23 protein-coding genes are annotated in these 21828 nt (G+C 43.3%); 1 reads left to right on the top strand and 22 read right to left on the bottom strand.

Features of this window, described 5'->3' with window-relative positions; genetic code table 11:
* Positions 1-36: 36 nt before the first annotated feature.
* The 11 genes from H2672_RS02750 to H2672_RS02700 all read right to left on the bottom strand — a co-directional run bounded on the left by H2672_RS02750 (position 37) and on the right by H2672_RS02700 (position 8976).
* Positions 37-2328 carry a DNA internalization-related competence protein ComEC/Rec2 gene (locus H2672_RS02750; RefSeq protein ID WP_186668679.1) on the bottom strand — a complete coding sequence of 764 codons (2292 nt, stop codon included), beginning with the start codon at positions 2326-2328 and terminating at the stop codon, positions 37-39.
* Positions 2325-2888 (bottom strand): ComE operon protein 2, encoded by a 564-nt coding sequence (locus tag H2672_RS02745; RefSeq protein ID WP_186668677.1) that lies wholly within the window; start codon positions 2886-2888, stop codon positions 2325-2327. Before H2672_RS02745 ends, H2672_RS02750 begins: the two co-directional genes overlap by 4 nt.
* 220 nt (positions 2889-3108) lie before the next feature.
* Entirely contained in the window at positions 3109-3780 is a 672-nt protein-coding gene (locus H2672_RS02740) for a helix-hairpin-helix domain-containing protein (RefSeq protein WP_222439288.1), read from the bottom strand.
* A gap of 46 nt (positions 3781-3826) precedes the next feature.
* On the bottom strand, positions 3827-4567 hold the full coding sequence (locus tag H2672_RS02735) for a class I SAM-dependent DNA methyltransferase (protein WP_186668675.1): 741 nt from the start codon (positions 4565-4567) through the stop codon (positions 3827-3829).
* The gene (gene rsfS / locus H2672_RS02730) at positions 4564-4911 is read right to left on the bottom strand and encodes a ribosome silencing factor (protein WP_186668673.1); all 348 of its coding nucleotides are present in this window, start codon (positions 4909-4911) and stop codon (positions 4564-4566) included. The genes H2672_RS02735 and rsfS overlap by 4 nt, the downstream gene beginning before the upstream one ends.
* A gap of 18 nt (positions 4912-4929) precedes the next feature.
* Complete coding sequence (gene yqeK, locus H2672_RS02725) at positions 4930-5484, bottom strand: bis(5'-nucleosyl)-tetraphosphatase (symmetrical) YqeK (protein ID WP_186668671.1); 555 nt, start codon at positions 5482-5484, stop codon at positions 4930-4932.
* Positions 5474-6043, bottom strand: a complete 570-nt coding sequence (locus H2672_RS02720) for a nicotinate-nucleotide adenylyltransferase (RefSeq protein ID WP_186668669.1) — start codon at positions 6041-6043, stop codon at positions 5474-5476. The genes yqeK and H2672_RS02720 overlap by 11 nt, the downstream gene beginning before the upstream one ends.
* 15 nt (positions 6044-6058) lie before the next feature.
* Complete coding sequence (yhbY, locus tag H2672_RS02715) at positions 6059-6349, bottom strand: ribosome assembly RNA-binding protein YhbY (RefSeq protein ID WP_186668667.1); 291 nt, start codon at positions 6347-6349, stop codon at positions 6059-6061.
* Between the two features lie 6 nt (positions 6350-6355).
* Positions 6356-7183, bottom strand: a complete 828-nt coding sequence (gene aroE, locus H2672_RS02710) for a shikimate dehydrogenase (RefSeq protein WP_186668665.1) — start codon at positions 7181-7183, stop codon at positions 6356-6358.
* A gap of 171 nt (positions 7184-7354) precedes the next feature.
* A complete protein-coding gene (yqeH, locus tag H2672_RS02705; RefSeq protein WP_186668663.1) occupies positions 7355-8455 on the bottom strand; it encodes a ribosome biogenesis GTPase YqeH in 1101 nt (366 codons plus the stop codon).
* Positions 8456-8457: 2 nt separating this feature from the next.
* Positions 8458-8976 carry a YqeG family HAD IIIA-type phosphatase gene (locus H2672_RS02700; RefSeq protein ID WP_186669560.1) on the bottom strand — a complete coding sequence of 173 codons (519 nt, stop codon included), beginning with the start codon at positions 8974-8976 and terminating at the stop codon, positions 8458-8460.
* Between the two features lie 217 nt (positions 8977-9193).
* Between H2672_RS02700 and sigK the strand changes: the two genes are divergently transcribed.
* Positions 9194-9901 carry an RNA polymerase sporulation sigma factor SigK gene (gene sigK, locus H2672_RS02695; protein ID WP_186668661.1) on the top strand — a complete coding sequence of 236 codons (708 nt, stop codon included), beginning with the start codon at positions 9194-9196 and terminating at the stop codon, positions 9899-9901.
* Between the two features lie 331 nt (positions 9902-10232).
* Here sigK and mtnN read toward each other — a convergent pair whose 3' ends face one another.
* From mtnN to recD2, 11 genes are all read right to left on the bottom strand, one after another.
* A complete protein-coding gene (gene mtnN / locus H2672_RS02690) occupies positions 10233-10925 on the bottom strand; it encodes a 5'-methylthioadenosine/S-adenosylhomocysteine nucleosidase (protein WP_186668659.1) in 693 nt (230 codons plus the stop codon).
* A gap of 33 nt (positions 10926-10958) precedes the next feature.
* A complete protein-coding gene (locus tag H2672_RS02685) occupies positions 10959-11729 on the bottom strand; it encodes a YrrS family protein (protein ID WP_255485280.1) in 771 nt (256 codons plus the stop codon).
* Positions 11730-11792: 63 nt separating this feature from the next.
* Positions 11793-12269 (bottom strand): transcription elongation factor GreA, encoded by a 477-nt coding sequence (gene greA / locus H2672_RS02680; RefSeq protein WP_186668657.1) that lies wholly within the window; start codon positions 12267-12269, stop codon positions 11793-11795.
* Positions 12270-12374: 105 nt separating this feature from the next.
* Complete coding sequence (gene udk / locus H2672_RS02675; RefSeq protein WP_186668655.1) at positions 12375-13013, bottom strand: uridine kinase; 639 nt, start codon at positions 13011-13013, stop codon at positions 12375-12377.
* A gap of 62 nt (positions 13014-13075) precedes the next feature.
* On the bottom strand, positions 13076-13711 hold the full coding sequence (locus tag H2672_RS02670) for an O-methyltransferase (protein WP_186668653.1): 636 nt from the start codon (positions 13709-13711) through the stop codon (positions 13076-13078).
* Positions 13712-13736: 25 nt separating this feature from the next.
* Positions 13737-14861, bottom strand: a complete 1125-nt coding sequence (gene mltG, locus H2672_RS02665) for an endolytic transglycosylase MltG (protein WP_186668651.1) — start codon at positions 14859-14861, stop codon at positions 13737-13739.
* 303 nt (positions 14862-15164) lie between these two features.
* Positions 15165-15470 (bottom strand): DUF1292 domain-containing protein, encoded by a 306-nt coding sequence (locus H2672_RS02660; RefSeq protein WP_186668649.1) that lies wholly within the window; start codon positions 15468-15470, stop codon positions 15165-15167.
* Between the two features lie 10 nt (positions 15471-15480).
* Entirely contained in the window at positions 15481-15900 is a 420-nt protein-coding gene (ruvX, locus tag H2672_RS02655) for a Holliday junction resolvase RuvX (RefSeq protein ID WP_186668647.1), read from the bottom strand.
* The gene (locus H2672_RS02650) at positions 15897-16169 is read right to left on the bottom strand and encodes an IreB family regulatory phosphoprotein (protein WP_186668645.1); all 273 of its coding nucleotides are present in this window, start codon (positions 16167-16169) and stop codon (positions 15897-15899) included. The genes ruvX and H2672_RS02650 overlap by 4 nt, the downstream gene beginning before the upstream one ends.
* 82 nt (positions 16170-16251) lie before the next feature.
* The gene (gene alaS / locus H2672_RS02645; protein WP_186668643.1) at positions 16252-18885 is read right to left on the bottom strand and encodes an alanine--tRNA ligase; all 2634 of its coding nucleotides are present in this window, start codon (positions 18883-18885) and stop codon (positions 16252-16254) included.
* A gap of 479 nt (positions 18886-19364) precedes the next feature.
* Positions 19365-21815, bottom strand: coding sequence for an SF1B family DNA helicase RecD2 (gene recD2 / locus H2672_RS02640; RefSeq protein ID WP_255485279.1), 2451 nt, complete (start codon positions 21813-21815; stop codon positions 19365-19367).
* Between the last annotated feature and the right edge of the window lie 13 nt (positions 21816-21828).

Below are 21828 nucleotides of genomic sequence, written 5' to 3'. Positions count from 1 at the left end.
ACAATACATCCTATCCAGGGTGTTGTGTCCGTTTTTTTACTTTTTCATGCTTGAGACTTCAAATTGATTTTTTTTAACAGTTACTGTAATCGATCCAAATTCGGCCGTTGACATCGTCGGTAACCCCTTTTTTTCAAACGTTTCAACTACCTCTGGATGAGGATGTCCGTATCTGCTGTTCCTGCCTGCTGAAAAGATGGTTAGCTCCGGTCGAAGCGCATCGACGAACGGCTCCGTACTCGATGTCCTGCTTCCATGATGCCCCGCCTTCAAAATGACGGGACCAAAATCAGAATGCCCATAGTCGCGAAGAAATTGAGCTTCTCCCTCTTTTTCCATATCTCCTGTCAATAAAAACGAAGGCCCCGATGTTTTCATGAATAAGACAAGTGAACTTGCATTCCCATCATATTTCCCTTCTTTAGGTGCCACATAATGAAAAGCCGAATTTCCTATTGTCCATGAGACTCCTTCTTTCATCGACAACATCGGAATGCGTTTGTCCCCTACAATCTGAATGATCTCTTTCATCGCTACTTCCAATTCACTTCCTGGTGAAATATGAATTTCAGCAACTTTCAGCTCTTCTAAAACCTCATCTACTCCTTCCATATGATCTGCATCTGCGTGAGAAATAATTAATTTGTCAATTGTTGTGATACCACGGCCTTTCAAATAAGGTACAACAATCTTCCTACCGACTTCAAACTGTTTTGAAGGTGTTTTCCAATTCGGCTCCCCGAATGTAATTGTGCCGCCTGTGTCTATCACATATACCGCTTGTCGAAAAGGTAATTCGATAACGATACTATCCCCTTGTCCGACATCCAGGAACGTTACCCTTAACGAGCTGTCCATATACGGTATGAAATGAATGACGAGTGCAGGCACGAGTACAATTGGCAACGATTTCAATACATTGCCACCTTCCTCACAGCGAATGAAAAACAGCAAGACTCCGGCTACAGCAAGAGAAGCCCAAAGCGCATCTGGTTTTCCAGGTGTCCATAGTTGATAGGGTAAAGATGAAATCCAACTGGTTACATCCCCTACGACCCCCCTGAAAGGCTCATATACCATGAATAATAGACCAGCTACCTTCGGCAACACTGATGTCATGATCAGTAAAACAATGTTTGCGGGTAAAATGATGAGCGAATACAGTGGAACATAAACAAGATTAACAACAAATGATGAAATAGACAGTTCATGAAAATGAACGAGTAAGACTGGATACAAAGATAGTTGGCTGATTGATGTGACGAGAAACGAAACTCCAATGGCAGTCTTTGCTTTAGCTAAAATACCAGAAGAGTAGATGAGTGAACAGGCTGCCAAATAAGAAAGTTGAAACCCTGGCTGAAATAGAACAAATGGTTGATAAAGGATAAAACAAGCCGCACTTATCGCCAGTGCATCATCCAGTCTCACTTTCACCCTTCCTGACGACGCAAGAAGGACGAGTATGGTCACCGATACCGCACGCCAGACAGAAGGTGCCCCTCCAGCCATAACGGCATACAGAGGTAACAGTGCCATAAGAAGTGTATCGATCGTTTCTTTCCTCATAGTTGCTCTAAGCAGCAATTCCCGCAACATGAATGTCAGCAGTCCGACATGCAACCCTGAAATCGCAAAGAGATGCGTAATGCCAAGCGTCCGATAATTTGACGCCATTCCTTCATCCATCCCGCTTCGATCACCAATGAGCAAAGCTTCTGCTTCTACTTTTAACGTTTCTGGGAATGTGGCCCCGATATGATTTTTCACTTTCCGTCTCTGTTCAGATAATCGTGTCAAGATGCCAGATTTTTTATCTGCATGAATAATCGTCTCAGATTCAAATAGCGCTGACGCCCCAAACATTCTCATATATTTCAACATGTCGAAAGAATAGTCATGTGAAGGGATATCCGGTTCGCGAAATGAACCAGACATCGTAAATGTCACGGACGGGATATTCATTTCAAGTAAACGAATTTTTTCTTGTTCACTGCTAATTGTATAGTTGGCATAAACAGTTTCGCCGGTGGAAGTTTTCGCAAATCCCTTCATCTTACTGCCGTCAATTTTCACATTATCTGTCCAAGTGAGGCTAAGAGTTGCTTTGCCGGTTTCTTCAATTATAGGAATGGTCGCTGAAATATAGAAAAAAGAGAAGAGAGCGGTCGCAACCGCGAGGATAGGTGTGAGGAAATCTTCTTTTTTGCTCAAGAAGATGGGAAGAAGAAACAGATTACAGAGTAGTAGATAAACCGGACCGTATGCAGCAAATGCTGATACGGCGACCGGAATTGCTAGATACATGAAACGTACACGTGAAATCATTTGTCGAATAAGCTATCCACCCTTTGTTTGTAAGGGGCGAGTTCTTCATTTCCAGCGCCTAATGCCTGCATTTTTAGCAGCATTTCATTGAAAAGTTCTAACTTACTCTCGCTGGAAAAGTCAACTTTCTTTTCATCAAACGGAATATGCAGAACGGAAACATCGGAATGCGCAAATAGCTTTAATGCATATTCGTCGTTTTTATAATCTGTTGCGTAGATGACATGCTTAATGCCTGCTTGAATAATTGCTTTCGAACATTGCAGACATGGAAAGTGCGTCACATACAGCGTTGATCCTGCAACAGGTATGCCATACTTCGAGCATTGCAGCAATGCGTTCATTTCCGCGTGGATAGTCCTCACACAGTGGTTCCCGACAACATAGCAACCGTGGTCGATACAGTGGTCTCCCCCTGATATGGAACCATTATAGCCGCCTGCAATGATTCGGTTATCCCTGACAATCGATGCACCGACGGAAAGTCTTGTACATGTACTTCGAACTGCTAATAGATGGCACTGGGCCATGAAAAACTGGTCCCACGTTATTCGCTCCATTGTGAATGCCTCCAATATTTATTTCGTTTATATATGTCAAAAATAAAGAACCCCAATGAATTCGCCGCGGCGCTCGGGGATGCCTCCTGCCATAAGCCAGACAGCTTCGCCGTCAGTCTTATGGCTTCGGCTACCCCTGTTAAGGCGCCTTCGCTTAGTTTATAGAGGTATTCACTTTTTCAACATATTTAGCACATTCTTATCCTAGATTGTACTTCAATCAATTCACTGTAATCTTAGGCTCTAGTTTTTCGAATGTTTTCTCGCCAATCCCAGACACTTCCATCAATGATTCAGGCGATTTGAAAGAACCTTTATCCGTCCGGTATTGAACAATTGCTGCCGCTTTTGACGGTCCTATACCAGGGATAGTCATCAATTCTTTTTCATCCGCGGTATTAATATTGACTTTTCCGTCATCTTGCGGCGCACTTGTCCCACTTATCGGGGTGAAGGAAATGGCTAGCACTTCTTCTCCCTCGACCGGGACATAGACGACAAATTCATCCGCCAGTTTCATAGCATGGTTCAGCATTCTGGAATCAGCGTTTGGCAAATAGCCTCCTGCTGCGTTAATAGCATCAATCAGGCGGTCTCCATCTTGCATCGCATAGACACCAGGGTGCCTAACAGCACCTTTCACATCGACAACGATGGGGGCTGGAGCAATTTGAACGCTATTTACAATTTCTTCTTCAATCTTTTCTTCAATCAATTCAGGGAATGGGTTTTGGTCGCTCATGACAAACGTATCATCGTCAGCCTGTCCTTTGGGGAAGAACAGAAAAGCGGATATGACAGCGATCGCTGCAATTGGGGTTATAATCTTACGCCATTTACCGGATACAAACGAAAGAAACAGTACAGTCACCCTTTCTTCGGCGGCATCCATATGGAGTTCATTCAATTATAAATGAATGCCGGCCAATTGAAAAGGTTTATTTTCTGACTTGAAAAAATATTCGTTCACTTTCTTCATGTGGCGCTTCATCTTCCCAATCTGCAAAAATCCGTTCAATCGAAAAACCTGTGTCCATAAGCATATCTGCGTAGTCACTTACTGGAAACGTTCGTTGCGTATGAACCTCATCAAAACGCCTATACAAACCACTTTCGCCCTTAACGAAAAAGGCCAGTTCAGAATAAACGGAGTGGTGTTCTTCGCCTTCTTCCGTTATCCATATGTATGTTATTCGACCATTATCAAACGTAAAAGGACCTTCCATGAAAATGACATCCGTTTTAAAAGTTGAATGGACATCAAAGATCAATTTTCCACCAACCGCAAGGGCCGAATGGATTTGACGAAATGTCGACAGCACATCTTCACGATTCGGTAAATAGTTTAATGAATCAATGGCGATGACAGCGACATCATAGTCCGCAAACCCCTCAAGCTGTTGCATAGGTTGTTCGATAAATTGCACAGGCAAAGAAAGCGACTTTGCACGTTCTTCTGCCACCACTAACATGTCGGCAGAAAGATCGATTCCAGTCACTTGTGCTCCTTGCTTAGCAAGTTTCATGGATAATAGGCCCGTTCCACATCCGATATCTAGTACACGTTTACCGTCAATCCCCCCTGCCGCTACATCAATAATATCAATGTAGGCGTCATAGGGAATGTCGGTCATTAGTTCATCGTAGACAGAAGCGAATTCGGAATAAGCCTGATTCATCTCTCTTCAGCCATGTCCAACATTGGTGCGTCTCCCCAAAGCTTTTCAAGGTTATAGTAACCACGTTCGTCTTTGTGGAATACGTGAACAACAACATCGCCTAGATCGACGAGTACCCATCTAGCCATGTCCATTCCTTCTATTCTTTTTGTGTTAAATCCAGCTTCAGAAGCTTTGTCAGCTACTTCTTTTGCAATTGCTTGAACTTGGCGTCCTGAATTCGCATGACAGATAATGAATTGGTCCGCGATAAGCGATACCCCTTCCATATTCAGTACTACGATGTCCTCGCCTTTTTTATCGTCGATTGCTTTATAAGCTGTTTCTAGTAATGTAGTAGTCATAATTTCACTGTTCCCTTCTTATTTAAGGTGCTCATTGTAACAGTCTATCGAGTCCGGAAAAACCGGTACTCTTTTATTCACAAGAAATTGCACTGACTGATAAATGCAAGCTTCCATTGCTGTATCTAGATTTTCTTCAGCTTTTTCTCTTAACTCATCCACTCCTGGAAAGCTGCGTCCAGGTTCAATCATATCAGAAACATAAATCAACTTTTCAAGCGGGGACATAGTTGCCCGACCGGTTGTATGATAGCGGATTGCGTTCAGGATATCCGCGTCGCTAATCCCAAATTCATCACGAGCGATAATTGCCCCGACTGGAGCATGCCACAACTCGTGATGAAATGACAAGAGCCGTGAATCTTCGTTTGCTGTGTTTAAAACGTGATGCAGGTCAGCCTTGTCCATGAATTTCGCAATATCATGGAATAGCGCCGCTTGCTCAGCTTTAACCACTGGAAGCTGGTACTTCTCAGCCAATCTTTTTGCCGTTTCCGTTACCCGTAAAACGTGTTCATAACGTCGTTTCGGCATACGTTTAGCAATTTCTATTTTCAGCTGTTCAACTTCCATACAAACCCTCCTTGCGAATAAAAGCTTCCACCGCAGGCGGGATAAGCAATTGGACGGCGCCATTGTCGGAAAAGCGTTGCCGAATCAATGTAGAAGACAACTCAATTTGTGGGATATCCACCATAATAATTGGGAAATCTGTTGTTCCGATAGTCCCTGGACGTCCAACACCTACGAAATTGACAAGCGTGACAAGTTCTTCAATACGGTGCCATTTAGGCAACAAATCAATCATATCACCGCCGATGATAAAGTAAAACTCACTTTGCGGTTCAATCTCTATCAATTGTTTCATCGTATCAAACGTATAGGAAACACCGCCGCGTTCCACTTCAAAAGCGGATACGGTCAAGCCATCAATAGCCTGAACAGCAAGTTCCACCATCTGCAATCGCTGTTCAGCAGTCGCATCACCAGGTGCAGTTTTATGCGGTGGAACCGCTGTCGGCATTAACCGAACTTCATCTAGACCGAGAGATTGCTTTACTTCATTCGCAACAATCAGATGTCCGATATGAGGCGGGTTGAATGTACCGCCAAGAATGCCAATCTTTTTCATATGGTGCTTACCTCCTTATGGAAGTTCGATCCGTTTTTTCTCAACTGATTCTTTATATAAAACAATGATTTTGCCGATAACTTGAACGACTTCAATTCCTACTTGTTCTTCAAGTTTCGCCGCAATTTCATTTTTGTCTTGGTCACAGTTTTGTAGAATTGTTACTTTAATAATTTCTTTTGCTTCAAGCGCTTCTTCAATCTGCGTGATAACCGATTCTGTCAATCCGCTTTTACCAATATGGACAAGTGGTTGTAGACGATTTGATTCGCCACGAAGAAAGCTTTTTTGTTTATTAGTTAACATAGTAATTTATCCTCCAAGAGTTGTCGTTATTTTGTCAATCATAAATCCTGTTTCAGGGCGTACTTCTGTCCAAGTCTCGAACGCAAGCGCTCCTTGATGGACGAACATGCCGACCCCGTTCAATGTGTGCGCTCCCCTTTTACGGGATTCTGAAAGGAATTCCGTTTCAAGGGGATTGTAGATAATATCAGCCACAACAGTTCCTTCAGAAACATTTCCCGGATTTAAAGGCATTCCTAGTTGCGAAAAGTTCATACCGACCGATGTCGTCTGGACGATCAAACCGAATTCAGATAGAGATAATTCTGCATCCGATACCGATAATACCGCCGAATTGGAAAGGTCATCTGCTAGTTGTATGGCTTTTTCAAGTGTACGGTTCGTGAAAAAGATAGGGCCATATCCCGCGGACTGAAGTGCAAAGGCGATACCGCGTGCAGCACCGCCCGCTCCGATAACGAGAACTTTTTTATCCTTACACTGCTCACCATAAGCTTCTTCCAACGAACGGACAAATCCCTTACCGTCTGTATTGGAGCCAACGAGCGTGCCATCCTCGAGTACATGGACAGTATTCACTGCGTTCATTTGTCGCGCGGAAGGATCTAACTGATTAAGAAACGGGATGATAGCACTTTTATGCGGAACTGTTACGTTCCAGCCTGAACAGCCCAAATTCTTCAAGCCCTCTACCGCTTCCCGCAGTCTGTCTGCTGTTACATGTATGGGAATATAGGATGCGTCAATACTTTCTTCATTAAACCAAGCTTCGTGCATACCCGGAGACATTGATTGTTTGATTGGATCTCCGATAACTGCATACCACTTTTTCATAATGAGTCCCTCCTTAGGTAAGGGTTCAAAAAGGAGGATGAAAAGAGCCGGGGAGTACTAGGTAGCGCAGCAACGGGCAGCGCAGCGTATGCACTCAATACGTGAGCAGCGAAGTAGCAAGCTGACAACGTAATCTGAAGACTTATTTTCACCGGACTTTTTGAACTTCCTCTAAATTAATGAAGGGCGTAGTACAACATCGACCCCACGAGGTGCATGTATTGCGACGACTACATTAGGATGCTGAATCGTGATCCAACCTAGCCCCGAAATAACAATGTCCGTTTTCGCTTTTTTTATCGAAAATTCATGACGCACAAATGGCGGTAGCGTTTCAAGCGATTCACCAGATGGCGGTGATAGCATTCCACCAAGGTGTTCTTTGTACAAATGATCCGCATTGGAAAGCTTTGTCCGGTGAATCGATAATTCATTCGAAACATGAATTGTAAACGACGAACGGGCACCAGAAATAAAATCAAAACGCGCAAGACCAGCGATGTATAATGTCTGTTCAGCGTTCAGCTGGAATACTGACGGTTTCAATTCCTTTTTAGGTGTGATTGCTTTCAAATCATTTGCATTTAAATGATGTGCTATCTGATGGTGATTAATAATCCCCGGTGTATCATAGATAGCTTTTCCATCCTCAAATGGAATTTCAACAAGATCTAAAGTTGTTCCCGGGAAATGGGAAGTCGTAATTACTTCTCCGATACCAGTCGCTCCTTTAATGATGCGATTGATGAACGTTGATTTCCCGACGTTTGTGCAGCCGACTACGTACACGTCTTTCCCACGGCGATGTTTATCAATCGCTGTGAGTGCTTCTTCCATCCCTTTTCCTTTATGAGCAGAAACAAGCAAAACATCAACAGGTTTCAAGCCAAGTTTAGCCGCTTCAGCTTTCATCCAGTTGATAAGACGGTTCGGGTTAATTGATTTCGGTAAAATATCTGCTTTATTACCAATCAATAAAATATCTTTAGCACCAACAAAGCGATGCAGACCGTTTATCCAGCTACCATTAAAATCGAAAATATCGACGATTTTAACGACCAATCCGTCTTTTTGACCAATACCATTTAAAATAGCAAGGAAATCATCGCCGGATAATGATACGGGTTGTAATTCATTATAATTGCGCAGTCGGAAACAACGCTTGCAAATAACGTCCTCTTTTTCTAAAGAAGCTGGCGGCGTAAAGCCTTCCAATTTCGGGTCTTCAGTCTGGATTGTTATTCCACAACCGATACATTTAATTTCTTCCAAGCTTATTCCTCCCACTTAATCAAGCCACGGCGTTTCAATCCCGCCATGATCCTTCTTTCAATCTTCCTGTTGAACTTCGTGATGGCGGCGTCTGACGTCGCAACTGGCACTACGAGTATCGTGTGTAATCCTTTTCTGTTACCGCCCAGTATATCGGTCAGTAACTGGTCACCGATGACGACGACTTCCTCTTTTTTGACATTCATAGAGCTAAGTGCCTTTTGGAATGATTTCCGCATTGGTTTGCGTGCATCATTTATAAATGGAATGCCGAGAGGTTCGCAAAAGGCTTTGACACGCATTTCATTGTTGTTCGAAACGATGGTAACCTGTATGCCAGCATCTTGCATTGATGTTATCCATTCGATGATTTCAGGTGTTGCATCAGGCCTGTCCCACGCGACTAGCGTATTGTCCAGGTCCGTGATTACCCCTTTGATTCCTTTATTTTTAAGTGCTTCAGGTTGAATATGAAAAATGTCTTTCACATACTCATCTGGTAAAAAATACTTATACACGATATCCACTCCGATATAGTACTTAATCTGAAACGATTATAACATAATAACGTAACTTACATGCATTGATACGGATGAAGCTCAATCTATCTCCGCTACATGACTCATATTAAGTTGGCCTAAACAAGGACATCCTTTATCGCCTGTCCGACTAAAAAAACGGTGATACGGCAAGACCCGACCGCATATGCTGTCATACAACGACACAGGAGGTGGCCCGATGAGCGGGTTTGTCATGGCGATTGTCCAGCTATGGCTCGAAATTCCTGCAGTGATTGGCTATATTAGAGGGCAGGCTTTCCAGCGCCCTCTATCCAAAGAGGAAGAAGCAGCTTGCCTGCAACGTCTTGCAGAAGGTGACGAGGATGCTAGGGATGAATTGATTGAGCGTAATATGCGGCTCGTCGCCCACATCGTAAAAAAATTCCACCCAAAACACGAACTACTTGATGATTATATCTCAATTGGAACAATTGGACTTATGAAAGCGGTGAACAGTTTCACTCCGGATCGCAAAACGAAACTGGCCACGTACGCCGCCCGCTGTATTGAAAATGAAATACTCATGTATTTACGAACACAGAAAAAGGTACAAAAAGACGTCTCCCTCTTTGATCCAATCGGCATGGATAAAGATGGTCAATCCTTACAAATTGCTGATTTGCTTCAGACTGATGATGACTCCCCGGTAGATGCCGTCGAAGAGAAAGAAAGAAAAGAAAGGCTGTACAGACACCTTGGAAAGCTTGATGGCCGGGAACTTGAAATCATTCAAAGACGATATGGCCTGTTAGATGACCTGCCTATGACGCAAAAAGAAATTGCCGAGCAGCTCGACATTTCGAGAAGCTATGTCTCTCGTATCGAAAAACGCGCAATCGTTAAACTGTACCAGTTATTCAAACATGAATACAATGATTTAAATTAAGGAACAAAAGCACAAGTGCCTGTTCAGCCCTGACAAGCGCTGGTAGGCCTGGAGTCTAGACGTAAAATCTCTACGTTACAACTTATCCAAAGTACGATATTATATTATTCCCCATGCAATAAAGAAAAGGCGTTTCCACGCGGGAGTGATCCCAGCATAGGAAACGCCTCTTCTTATACAGCTCAGTCCGCGCTAACCTCACGGGAGATGACAACTGCAATGATTGTTGTTGCGATAAACACGCCTGCCATTAAAAATAACATAGTAAAATCCCTCCTCGAAAAAGAATATCTGCAAGATCTATTCGTATACCTATCTTACCACGAAATGCTTAAAGTTTCGAGATGACTTTTAAAACAATATCTGTGGAATGACGTGCCGCAACAGGAAGGAACTCATCGAAACTAATTGATGACTCTTTTCCTGCAATATCTGATAGTGCACGAATGACAACGAACGGGGTACCAAACTGATGACACACTTGAGCGACAGCCGATGCTTCCATATCCGCAGCAATCATCAGTGGGAATGTCTCCTTCACTTTTTTAACATGATCAGCATTGCTCATGAACGTGTCACCCGAAGCGATGAGTCCTGTCGCGTGTGCATGTGCTCCGATTTCTTCGACAGTAGCACGAGCTACCTCCACAAGTCCTAAGTCTGCTGGATACGCTGCAGGTTGTCCTGGAACTTGACCATGCTCGTAGCCGAATGCAGTTACATCGACATCGTGATGACGCACTTCATTGGAAATAACGACCGTGCCGACTTCAAGTGACTCATGGAATCCACCTGCTGAGCCGGTATTGAGAACAACATCAGGCTTGAAATTGCTTAGCAAAAGCGTCGTTGCAATCGCGGCGTTAACTTTACCAATTCCACTTTTCACGAGTACAACGTTATGCTCCCCGATTTTTCCTTCGATGAATTCACACCCCGCAATTGTTATCGCTAGACCTGAATCGATTTCTTTACGTAAAAGTGTTACTTCTTCTTCCATTGCACCGATTATTGCTATCTTCATAGTATTCCCTCCACTACACTGCTTCATGTCAATTTAATACTTAAAGTCCAATGTCGTCAATTTATCCATTTTTACAGGTTTCCAGCCTTCGCCATCCACCCATTCGAGGTAGACACGGTATTTCTGTGAGCTATCCCTTGATGAAACGATTCCAATAGACTTCTGCGGTCCACCGCCGTTTTTAATCTTCCAAAAGATCATTGAGTCTTGTGATAGACCGGTTGCATAGGCAAGTGCTTGTTTTTTCTCATTCCAATCAACTGATTTGACATCGTACAGAGACACATGCTCACCCGTTTGTGTCGTACCAATAGGTTTCCATGCCGTGTCAGTTACCGTCTCGGCAATGATTGCGTCGTCTGAAGGAACTGATGTAACCGAACTAGGCTCATCACTATCGTCGCCAGTAGTTGTTTCATCTGCTTTATCAGTTTCTATCGTGTTTGCTGGTTCAGACGTCTCTTCCTCCGAAGTTGGTTTACTATCTTCTATGCCGTTATCCTTATCGTCATCTTTAACGTCTTCTGCCACATCTTCATTGACAGGACTACCATTTGCCGTTTCTTCAATACCGCTCGGTTCTTTATCACTCTTGTTGCCAGAGAAAATTGCTACTGTAGCGACAACAATAAGTACGACAACAACAGCAATCATACTATTCAATACTTTATTTCGATTACGACCTTTTTTCCGTTCTACTCTCGAAAGATCAGGTTCTCGTTCCGTCATAAGCATATCAACTCCAATTAAGATTTTGACAACTGCCAGTATGTAGTTGACGAGTAGCAACGAAATTTGTTCCATAAAGTTCTTCTGACTTATTAAATATGATAGCCGCCCTCACAATAGAGGGCGGCTATCAGTAAGTCATTTTATATCAAGAATAGTAACTGACATTTCTCCACCCGGTGTAATTATTCTAACTTGATCACCTTTAGAACGACCGATAAGGCCTTTTGCAATTGGTGAATCATTTGAAATAAGACCTTCGATTGGATTCGCTTCTGCAGAACCAACAATCGTGTACGTCTCCTCATCTCCGTCTGGCAATTCTTTGAACGTGACAGTTGTTCCAAGGCGTACTTCGTCAGTATTTAGTTCGTCTGCTGTGATGATTACCGCATTGCGGATCATCGACTCAATCGACACAATTTTACCTTCAAGGAAACCTTGGTCCTCTTTCGCGGAATCGTATTCCGAGTTTTCCGAAAGATCCCCGTGACTACGCGCGATTTTTATGCGCTCGACAACTTCTTTTCGTTTAACCGATTTCAGATAGTCTAGCTCTTCTTCTAATTTTTGTTTACCTGCTGCAGTCATTGGAAATTTCTTTTCTGTAATCATTACAACACCACTCCCTAATATTCCTGTTCATAAAAATACTATGCCACTCCTACGACAGGTATGCGACATAGTGCTAAATCTGTATAGAATTCTGTCATTATCATATTACAATTCTGTTCCAGATTCAAGAATTGTTTTTATTTTTGTAACCATTAGGTCAATTGCGACTTCATTATGGCCGCCTTCTGGAATAATAATATCGGCATACCTCTTCGTTGGTTCGATGAATTGATTGTGCATTGGGCGTACGACGGACAAATATTGCTCGATAACCGATTCAATTGTTCTACCGCGTTCATTAATGTCACGCATAATTCGACGAATAATACGCAAATCTCCGTCTGTATCGACAAATAATTTGATATCCATCAGCTCACGTAACCTTTCGTCCTCAAGAACCAAAATCCCTTCTAGGATAATGACATCTTTCGGTTCGATAATAATCGTTTCTTCAGACCGCGTGTGTAATGAATAATTATACACGGGTTTTTCCACGAGCTTTCGGTCAATAAGCGTTTCAACATGATGAATTAGTAGATCTGTATCGAATGCCAGTGGATGATCATAATTCGTTTTCAAGCGTTCTTCAAATTCCAAGTGAGACTGGTCTTTATAATAATAATCCTGTTCGATAACGACCACAGAATGCTCTTTAAACACATCGTAGATTGAATTGGTAACACTTGTTTTACCCGATCCTGAGCCACCTGCAATACCGATGACGAGAGGTTTTCTAGATTTCATTTCAAACTCCCTTTACGCATCAGAATATCCCTTTAATCTAGAATATCCACATTAATGTCTTATTATTTTTTTACCGCAATTAATAGCCCGTCTCCAACCGGAAGCAAAGACGTTTCGTACTCCTGATTATTCATAACCCATTCAGTGAATTCTTTCAAGTTGCGTATCATCGTACGGTTTCGCCTTGGGATATCCTTATCTTCGAGCAGCACTATACCATGCATAAACATATTGTCGCAATAAATAACGCCCCCAGTATTGAGGGTAGACGCATACTTTTCAAAGAATCGTTTATACTGCCCTTTGGCAGCATCAATGAAAAGCGAATCGTAAGTCTTATCGAGAACGTCAGCACTGTCCGTTAACAACGCGTCCGCTTCAATAATAGCAATCCGTTGTTCAAAACCACTCCGCGCGATATAGTCAACCGCTTTCAAATACCGTTCAGTGTCTCTTTCAATAGTCACAATTGAAGCCTTAGGCAGTGCCCCAGCAATCCGGATTGCCGAATAGCCGATTGCACTGCCGATTTCAAGGATTCGTTCAGGATTTTGAAGTCGTAATAGGCTAATAAATAAATCTATACCGTCATTATCCATGATTGGAACATGATGTTCAACAGCGAACTGTTCCATTTCGACAATGAGCGGATTTTTTTCTTTCACGAAACTTGCAACATATGTCTTATAGTTATCCATTGCGTTCATCTCCAGTTCAATACCGTCAATCCCCTGACAAATGAAGTGCCTTGTTTTTCAAATGTTGATCATAAGTATCCGTAAAATGATTGACACCTTTTTTATCAGCTAAGAAAAATAGATAGTTCGTTTTAGAAGGGTCTATAACTGCTTCAATCGAAGACCTTCCTGCTCCCGCAATCGGTCCAGGTGGCAATCCTTTGACGACATACGTATTATATGGATCGTCAATTTCAAGATCCTTATAAAGCACTCTATCTTTGTGCTCGCCTAGTGCGTAGAGAACTGTTGGATCCGTTTGAAGCGGCATATCTATCTTCATGCGATTGTAAAATACACTGGCAATCGTTTCTCTATCTGATTGCGCTGTCGCCTCTTCTTCAAGCAGTGAAGCGAACGTCAATAACCAATGAACCGATTTCTCATTGCTTTGAAGATAATCAAGATAAGGTGTTACATTAAGCGCAGTCCCTTGAAGCATCGCATCGACTATTGTTTCAATTGATGGTTTTTCTTCAAAAAACGGATAAGTCGCTGGGAATAAATAACCTTCCAACGGATATTTAATGGTTTCTGCTTTAATATCTTCTGTCAGGATTTTTGAATATTTCCCCATCAACATATTGATGGTTGCTTCGTCATTTACATAGACAAGGAATTCTTTTTCAGGAATTCCGGTACTTTTTTCGACAATTTTAGCAATTTGTTTCAATGTCAGTCCTTCTGGAACAGTCATTGTAAAGACAGGTTCTCTATATACTTTTCCTGTTTTTAAACTTTCAATGATTTCATCAAGCGTCATCGATTTCGTTAAGCCATACGTCCCTGCTTGAAACTGAGAATTATTATTGAACTTCACGTAATATTTGAACAGACGAGCATCTTTAACGATTCCTTTTGCTTCAAGTTTCGCTGCAATCGTATCTACGCCAGACCCGATTGGTATTTCCACTTCAATTACTTCTTCGGAATCCGGGTCGATGGGTTGAAGGGCCCCTGTTATGTATTTATAGACGTAGCGGCCACCAATTAAGCCAATAAGCACTAGAACGAGTACAATTACTAGTACGATCCTTCTAACGATTTTCACTTCTTTCTTCTTTTCACGCATTCGCTCGAACATGATATCTTTTTTCGAACCATTATCCATGCGTAATCCACCTCTTTCGTTCGAAGCATAATAAGAAATGTGCAAGGCGCCTAAAAGGAACGCAGCTTAAGTGCGCCACTTCCTGTGGCAACAGCTGCATGACCTACATCCTGTAGGCCCGCGACGGGCATAAGTCAATCTAGCGACGTGGCGCTCTTTGCCACATAGCTGGATTGCTTATGACCCGAGCGGCTGGCGCCTGGAGTCTAGACACCGCTAAAGGTTCTAAACCTACACTTTCTTATCTCACAATGAAAAAACGGAACGGCCTGTACCGCACCGTCCCGTCCGTGCACATATAATTTACTCTTCTTCTTCGTCTTCTTCGTCCTCTTCTGCAAGGAACGTGTTCAACATTTCTTCAATCATTTCCCACTCAGCGTCGTCTTCGATTGGCATCAATTCGCCGTCTTCATTGTCTTCAGAAGGTACGAAAGCAGATGCATGAATTTCGACTTCGCCGTCTTCATCCTCTTCTTGTCCATCAAGTACATGATAAAGTACATATGACTTACCAAATTCCTCTGAATCAAATGTGAAGATTACTTCACATACGTGTTCCTCGCCGTTTTCATCTACAATCGTCATTGTTTCTTGTCCGTGTTCCATTACGATCACCTCATCTGTTTTTTGAATCAAGATACCCTTGGAGTATCATGATTGCTGCCATCTTATCGATAACAGTCTTTCTTTTCTTACGACTGACATCTGCATCGATTAGCACGCGTTCCGCTGCCATCGTCGTCAATCGCTCGTCCCACAACGCAACAGGAAAGCCGAATGTTTGTTTCAAAAGTTCAGCATACTCTTGAGATGCTACCCCTCTTGGTCCGACTGTATTATTCATGTTCTTAGGGAATCCTACCACAAATCCGCTTACTTCGTATTCTTTCACGAGTTCCTGGATTCTTTCCATGCCAAAGTGGCCAGCACCTTCATCGACCTTAACTGTTTCAATGCCCTGAGCAGTCCACCCAAGGGCATCACTGATCGCGATGCCAACCGTTTTGGATCCAACATCCAACCCCATTGTTCTCACTTTGTTTTCCCTCCGTTTTCACGAACGTAAAACTTCACAAGTTCTTCTAGGATCTCGTCCCGTTCCAACTTTCGGATCAAATTACGTGCATCGTCATGACGTGGTATATAAGCTGGATCGCCCGAAAGAAGATAACCTACAATCTGATTAATTGGACTGTAGCCCTTTTCGTCAAGTGCCTTGTGCACATGAAGCATAACCTGCTTCACTTCTTGCTCCATTGACTCTTCAGGAAAGTTAAATTTCATCGTCTTATCGTATGATTCCATAATCGACACCCCGCTTTCAGATCATCCGTTTTATGAATCGGATATAATTACATTTCTAATTATACCCGATTTGATTCACCAGTTAAACAGATTTGACATAATCATACACGGATTGAAGGGCATCATCAAGTTTAGACACATCTTTCGCACCTGCCATTGCCATATCTGGGCGACCTCCGCCTTTTCCATCGCACTGTGTAGCTACGTGATTGACGATCTTCCCTGCATGATAGTTCCCTGATTTCAAATCTTCAGTCACGCCTGATACTAACATAACTTTGCCGTCTGCGGCTGCACCTAGGACAATGATTCCTTTTGACAACTTCTGTTTCATTTCGTCCATCATCTGACGAAGGCCATTATTATCTTTCACATCCACACGTGCAGAGATAACTGTAACGTCATCGATTTGCTGTGCAGAAGCCATGATATCCGCCACTTGACTATTTCCAAGTTTAGCAGAAAGTGATTCATTTTCACGTTGAAGTTCTTTCATGTCAGCTAACACTGATCCAATTTTCGCCACAACGTCTTTTGGATTCGATTTTAAAAGGCTTGCAGCATTAACCAGTACTTCCTCTTCATCTTTGAATGAACGGTAGGCCATCTGCCCCGTAAGTGCTTCAATGCGTCGTGTGCCTGCACCGATTCCACTTTCAGATACAAGTTTGAACAAACCGATAACAGACGTTGAAGCGACGTGACAGCCTCCGCAAAGCTCCAATGAGTAATCTCCAACTGAAACAACGCGAACCACTTTGCCATATTTTTCACCGAAGAGCGCCATTGCACCAAGTTTTTTGGCTTCGTCAATCGGTCTTTCTGCAATATCGACAGCGATGTCTTCCCAGACTTTTTGATTGACAATCTGTTCGATTTTCTCAAGCTCTTCTTTCGTCACTTGACCAAAATGCGAGAAGTCGAAACGCAGACGGTCAGGACCGACGTAAGAACCTGCTTGGTTAACATGTTCCCCGAGTACTTCTTTCAATGCTTTGTGTAGAAGATGTGTCGCCGTGTGATTTCGAACCGTTAGTTTGCGGGCCGCTTGGTTCACTTCCGCTTGAACGGCTGCACCTTTATGCATTTCACCTGAACGAATGATTGCCGTATGCAAGTTTTGACCATTAGGTGCCTTCTGTACGTCTTTGATATCTGCAACAAATGTTTCGCCGCTAATTGTTCCAATATCTGCTACTTGTCCGCCACTTTCCGCGTAGAACGGAGTACGATCCAAGATGAATTGAATTTCGTCACCTTCCGATGCATTGTCAACTAATGCACCTGCCTGTAAAAGTGCGACAACTGTTGCATCGCATTGCTGTTGATTGTACCCAATGAATTCGCTTGAATCGTGAATTTCACCAAGCACGCCCGACTGAACATGCATAGAATCAACGTCTTGACGAGCTGCACGCGCACGCTTACGCTGGCTGTCCATTTCCGAATCGAACCCAGCCCGATCAACAGTAACCCCTGCTTCTTCAGCGAATTCTTCTGTCAACTCGAACGGGAAGCCATATGTGTCATAGAGACGGAATGCGATAGCTCCTGGAACGATAGGGGTTCCAGATGATTTTGCAGTGTCAATCACACCTGAAAGGATTGTCATTCCATCCGTTAACGTTTCATGGAAGCGTTCTTCTTCATTTTTAATAACTTTCATGATGAACTCTTTCTTGTCAGTCACTTCGGGATAGAAGTCTTGCATGATTTCTCCTACAACTGGTACAAGTTCGAACATAAACGGCTTGTTGATGCCAAGCTGTTTCGCAAAACGAACTGCTCTGCGCAGCAATCTTCTAAGCACATAACCACGGCCTTCATTGGACGGAAGTGCTCCGTCACCGATTGCGAAAGCAACTGTACGAATATGGTCAGCAATTACTTTGAATGCCATATCTTTTTGTACATCTGCACCATATTTCTCTTCGGAAAACTTTTCGATGGCATGCATGATTGGGATGAAAAGATCCGTATCGAAGTTGGTCGGAACGTTTTGGATGACGGATGCCATCCGCTCAAGACCCATCCCTGTATCGATGTTCTTTTTCGGCAGAGGTGTATATGTATTATCCGGATTATGGTTAAATTCCGAGAATACAAGGTTCCATATTTCTAGGTAACGTTCATTTTCCCCGCCTGGATATAGTTCGGGATCAGAGAAATCGTCGCCGTATGCCGGTCCGCGGTCGTAGAAAATCTCTGAGTTCGGACCACTAGGACCTTCCCCAATGTCCCAGAAGTTTCCTTCAAGACGAATGATACGATCTTCTGCAATACCAACCTTATCACGCCAAATCACATATGCTTCTTCATCTTCTGGGTGGATTGTGATGGATAGAAGTTCTGGATCAAAACCAATCCACTTTTCATCTGTTAGAAATTCCCACGCATGGACGATTGCTTCTTCTTTGAAATAATCCCCAATTGAGAAGTTGCCGAGCATTTCGAAAAATGTATGGTGACGTGCTGTTTTCCCAACGTTTTCAATATCATTTGTACGGATTGATTTTTGTGCATTGACGATACGCGGATTTGTCGGAACTACCCGTCCATCAAAGTATTTTTTCAGCGTTGCAACGCCGCTGTTAATCCAAAGAAGTGATGCATCATCGATTGGTACAAGTGGCGCAGATGGTTCAACACTGTGACCGTGTTCCTTGAAGTAGTCCAAAAACATGTCACGAATTTGTGACGTTGTTAGTTTTTTCATGAGTGAATCCTCCTTTTTAATTGAAAACGTGTTGATTTCGGGTGTTAGCTTCTTATTGCAACTTTTGATTTCTAATTGCAACTCGGGATTTCCAATCGCGACGCGTAGATGTAATTGAAATCTAAGGAAGGCAGCCTTAGTGCGCGACGTCCTGTCGCAAAGGCTGAACACCCGCGTCCTGCGGGCGCAAAAAAATCCCCGCCCCTAATGCAAGGGACGAAGATTTTAGTCTCGCGGTACCACCCTAATTACCGGACGAATTGAATCCGGCATCTCTGGTTGCCTTAACGCGGCGGACGGCAGGAATGAGCTGCACTCAGGAGTAGCTTTTCAACATTTTTTCTCGAGAACCCTTTCAGCCAAGGGGCTCCTTTCTGGACGAGTAAACTTGCCTACTTTCTCCGTCAACGTATTACATATGATTGGTTTGTCTCGAATCAGCATTTCTAATTGGATTATAGAAAAGTTCCGCCTTATTGTCAATCTGAAGCTTCAAGAAACTCATAAGGTGTTACCCCTTTCATACCAATCAGCGGATCGATTGTCAGGAAAGTATCCATCGTAAGTGCAAAAATAATCGATTTCGAATCCACCGAACTTACATTCGACTCATTAGAAACTTCAGCATTTTTGTGTTCTGAAGCCTCCACAGCCACCGGTTCAACGACATCGCCATTTAGCCGTTCTTTTAGCGTCGTCTGTCTTTCCAATTCGTCCGTTCGCGCGATACCCGCCCTGAACTCTTCAGGCTCGCCGCATAGGATGAGGAAGTTTTTCGCACGGGTGATGCCTGTATACAGCAAATTACGTCGTAGCATTTTACGATGACCACGGACGATCGGCATTATAACAATCGGGAACTCACTGCCCTGGGATTTATGAATCGAACAGCAATAAGCAAGTGTCAGCTGGTTGAGATCATTGCGTTCATAGGTGACTTCAATGCCATCGTACGAAACCACTAGCAATTCTTTTTTATCGATGGTTTCTTTCGCTTTGATAATCGCAATGACTTCACCCATATCACCGTTGAAAACATTACTCTCAGGTTGATTGACAAGCTGTAGCACTTTATCACCAATTCGGTAAATCGCTTCACCAAAAACAACTTCTTTGCGTTTCGGTCCTGGCGGATTGACCATTTCTTGAATCATTTTGTTTAAACCATCAATTCCCGCCGGTCCCCTATACATCGGTGCAAGTACTTGGATGTCTTTAATGGGGTGACCTTTGGCGATGGCATTTTTCACAACTTGCTGGACAACTTCGAGTATTCGATCGCTGCCCGCTTTGATAAATGAACGATCCGATGTTTTCTTCGTAATGTCGTCTGTCCATTCTGACCTTTTAATCATATGAGCCATTTCGATAATTGACGAACCTTCACTTTGCCGGAATACTTCAGTCAGCTCAATTACAGGAACTTTACCAGAATCTAGCATATCACGGAGAACTTGACCGGGTCCAACGGGCGGTAGCTGGTCTTGGTCCCCAACAAATAACAATTGGACATCATTGGCAAGTGCCTTTAATAGCTGATGAGCGAGCCAAGTGTCGACCATCGACATTTCATCGATAATAATGAGGCGACCTTCAATTTCTCGCTCAGTTTCTTCTTCCTTTTCCAACCCATTGAATCCGAGCAACCGGTGGATTGTCATCGCAGGCAATCCAGTGGATTCCGACATACGCTTAGCTGCACGTCCAGTAGGCGCGGCTAATACAATCGGGAAAGGTTCTTTCTTTTTGGCATACTCTTTCGGATCGAGCGATAATCCATGAAGTTCTGCATACACTTCGACAAAACCACGAATAACAGTCGTTTTCCCGGTTCCGGGACCTCCCGTTAAGATCATTAATGGCGAATGAAGTGCAGTTTCAATCGCTGCCACTTGCGTCTCCGCATAATTGACGCCGAGCCGCTCTTCCACTTCCCCAACCGCTTTTCTTATTTCAGACACAGGAAATTGATCCGCTGTGTCATTTTCCATAATCCGCTCTAGCTTCGCAGCGATGCCGATTTCTGAAAAGTATAGGGAAGGTATGTATAATCTTCGTTCTTCAGCAGATAGTTTCCCTTCCTCGACAAGCACAATAATTGCCTGGGAAATATCAGCAAATGGAATGTCAATGCGCTGGCTCATTTCAAGCAGGCGTTTGACATCAGGCATAACGGCTTCCGCTTCAACGTATACATGACCCGCTGATTGCACGGCCTGGTTCATCGAATGAAGAATGGCTGCTTTGATTCTTGAAGGATGGTTTCCTGTAATGCCTAGATTCTTACCGAGTTCGTCCGCACGCTGGAAGCCTACCCCTTCGATTTCTTCAATAAGCCGATACGGATTTTCAGTCAGCAATGAAACCGATTCTTCACGATACTTTTGATAAATACGCATAGCAATTTGCGGTCCGAATCCCCATTCATTCAATTGGATAATTGTCCGCTCAAGCCCCATATTCTGCTCCAAAACGGAAATCAATGTCTCTTTCTTGTCATCCGCTAGTTTCGGAATCGTACCAAGGACAGATGGATCGTCAAGGATCTTTTTAATAGCATCCTTGCCAAGCTTTTTGACAATTGTTTGAGCTGTTTTCATACCGATGCCCGGAAATAAATCACCTGACAAATAATGGACCAGCCCTGTTTCAGTTGCAGGCATCTCTTTCGAAAAAGTATGCACATCGAACTGCGCACCGTATGTCGGGTGAGTAACGAGCTTACCTGTGAATTTGTAGTCATCTTCCGGATTTAGCTGTGGAAAACTGCCTTTAACGATGATTTCTTTATCTTCATTCCCACTATTGGTTTCACGAACTTTTAATTTCGCGATTGTAAAAAGGCTGTCGGGGTTATGGAAGATTGTCACGACTGGTCGTCCAATCAAAAAGATTTCATCCGCATTTCCCGCCATGTTGTTCCCTTCCATCACCGCCACCCCT

This window comes from Sporosarcina sp. BP05 (genome assembly GCF_014282005.1).
Taxonomy (GTDB): domain Bacteria; phylum Bacillota; class Bacilli; order Bacillales_A; family Planococcaceae; genus Sporosarcina.
This window is presented reverse-complemented; position numbering and strand designations above follow the sequence as displayed.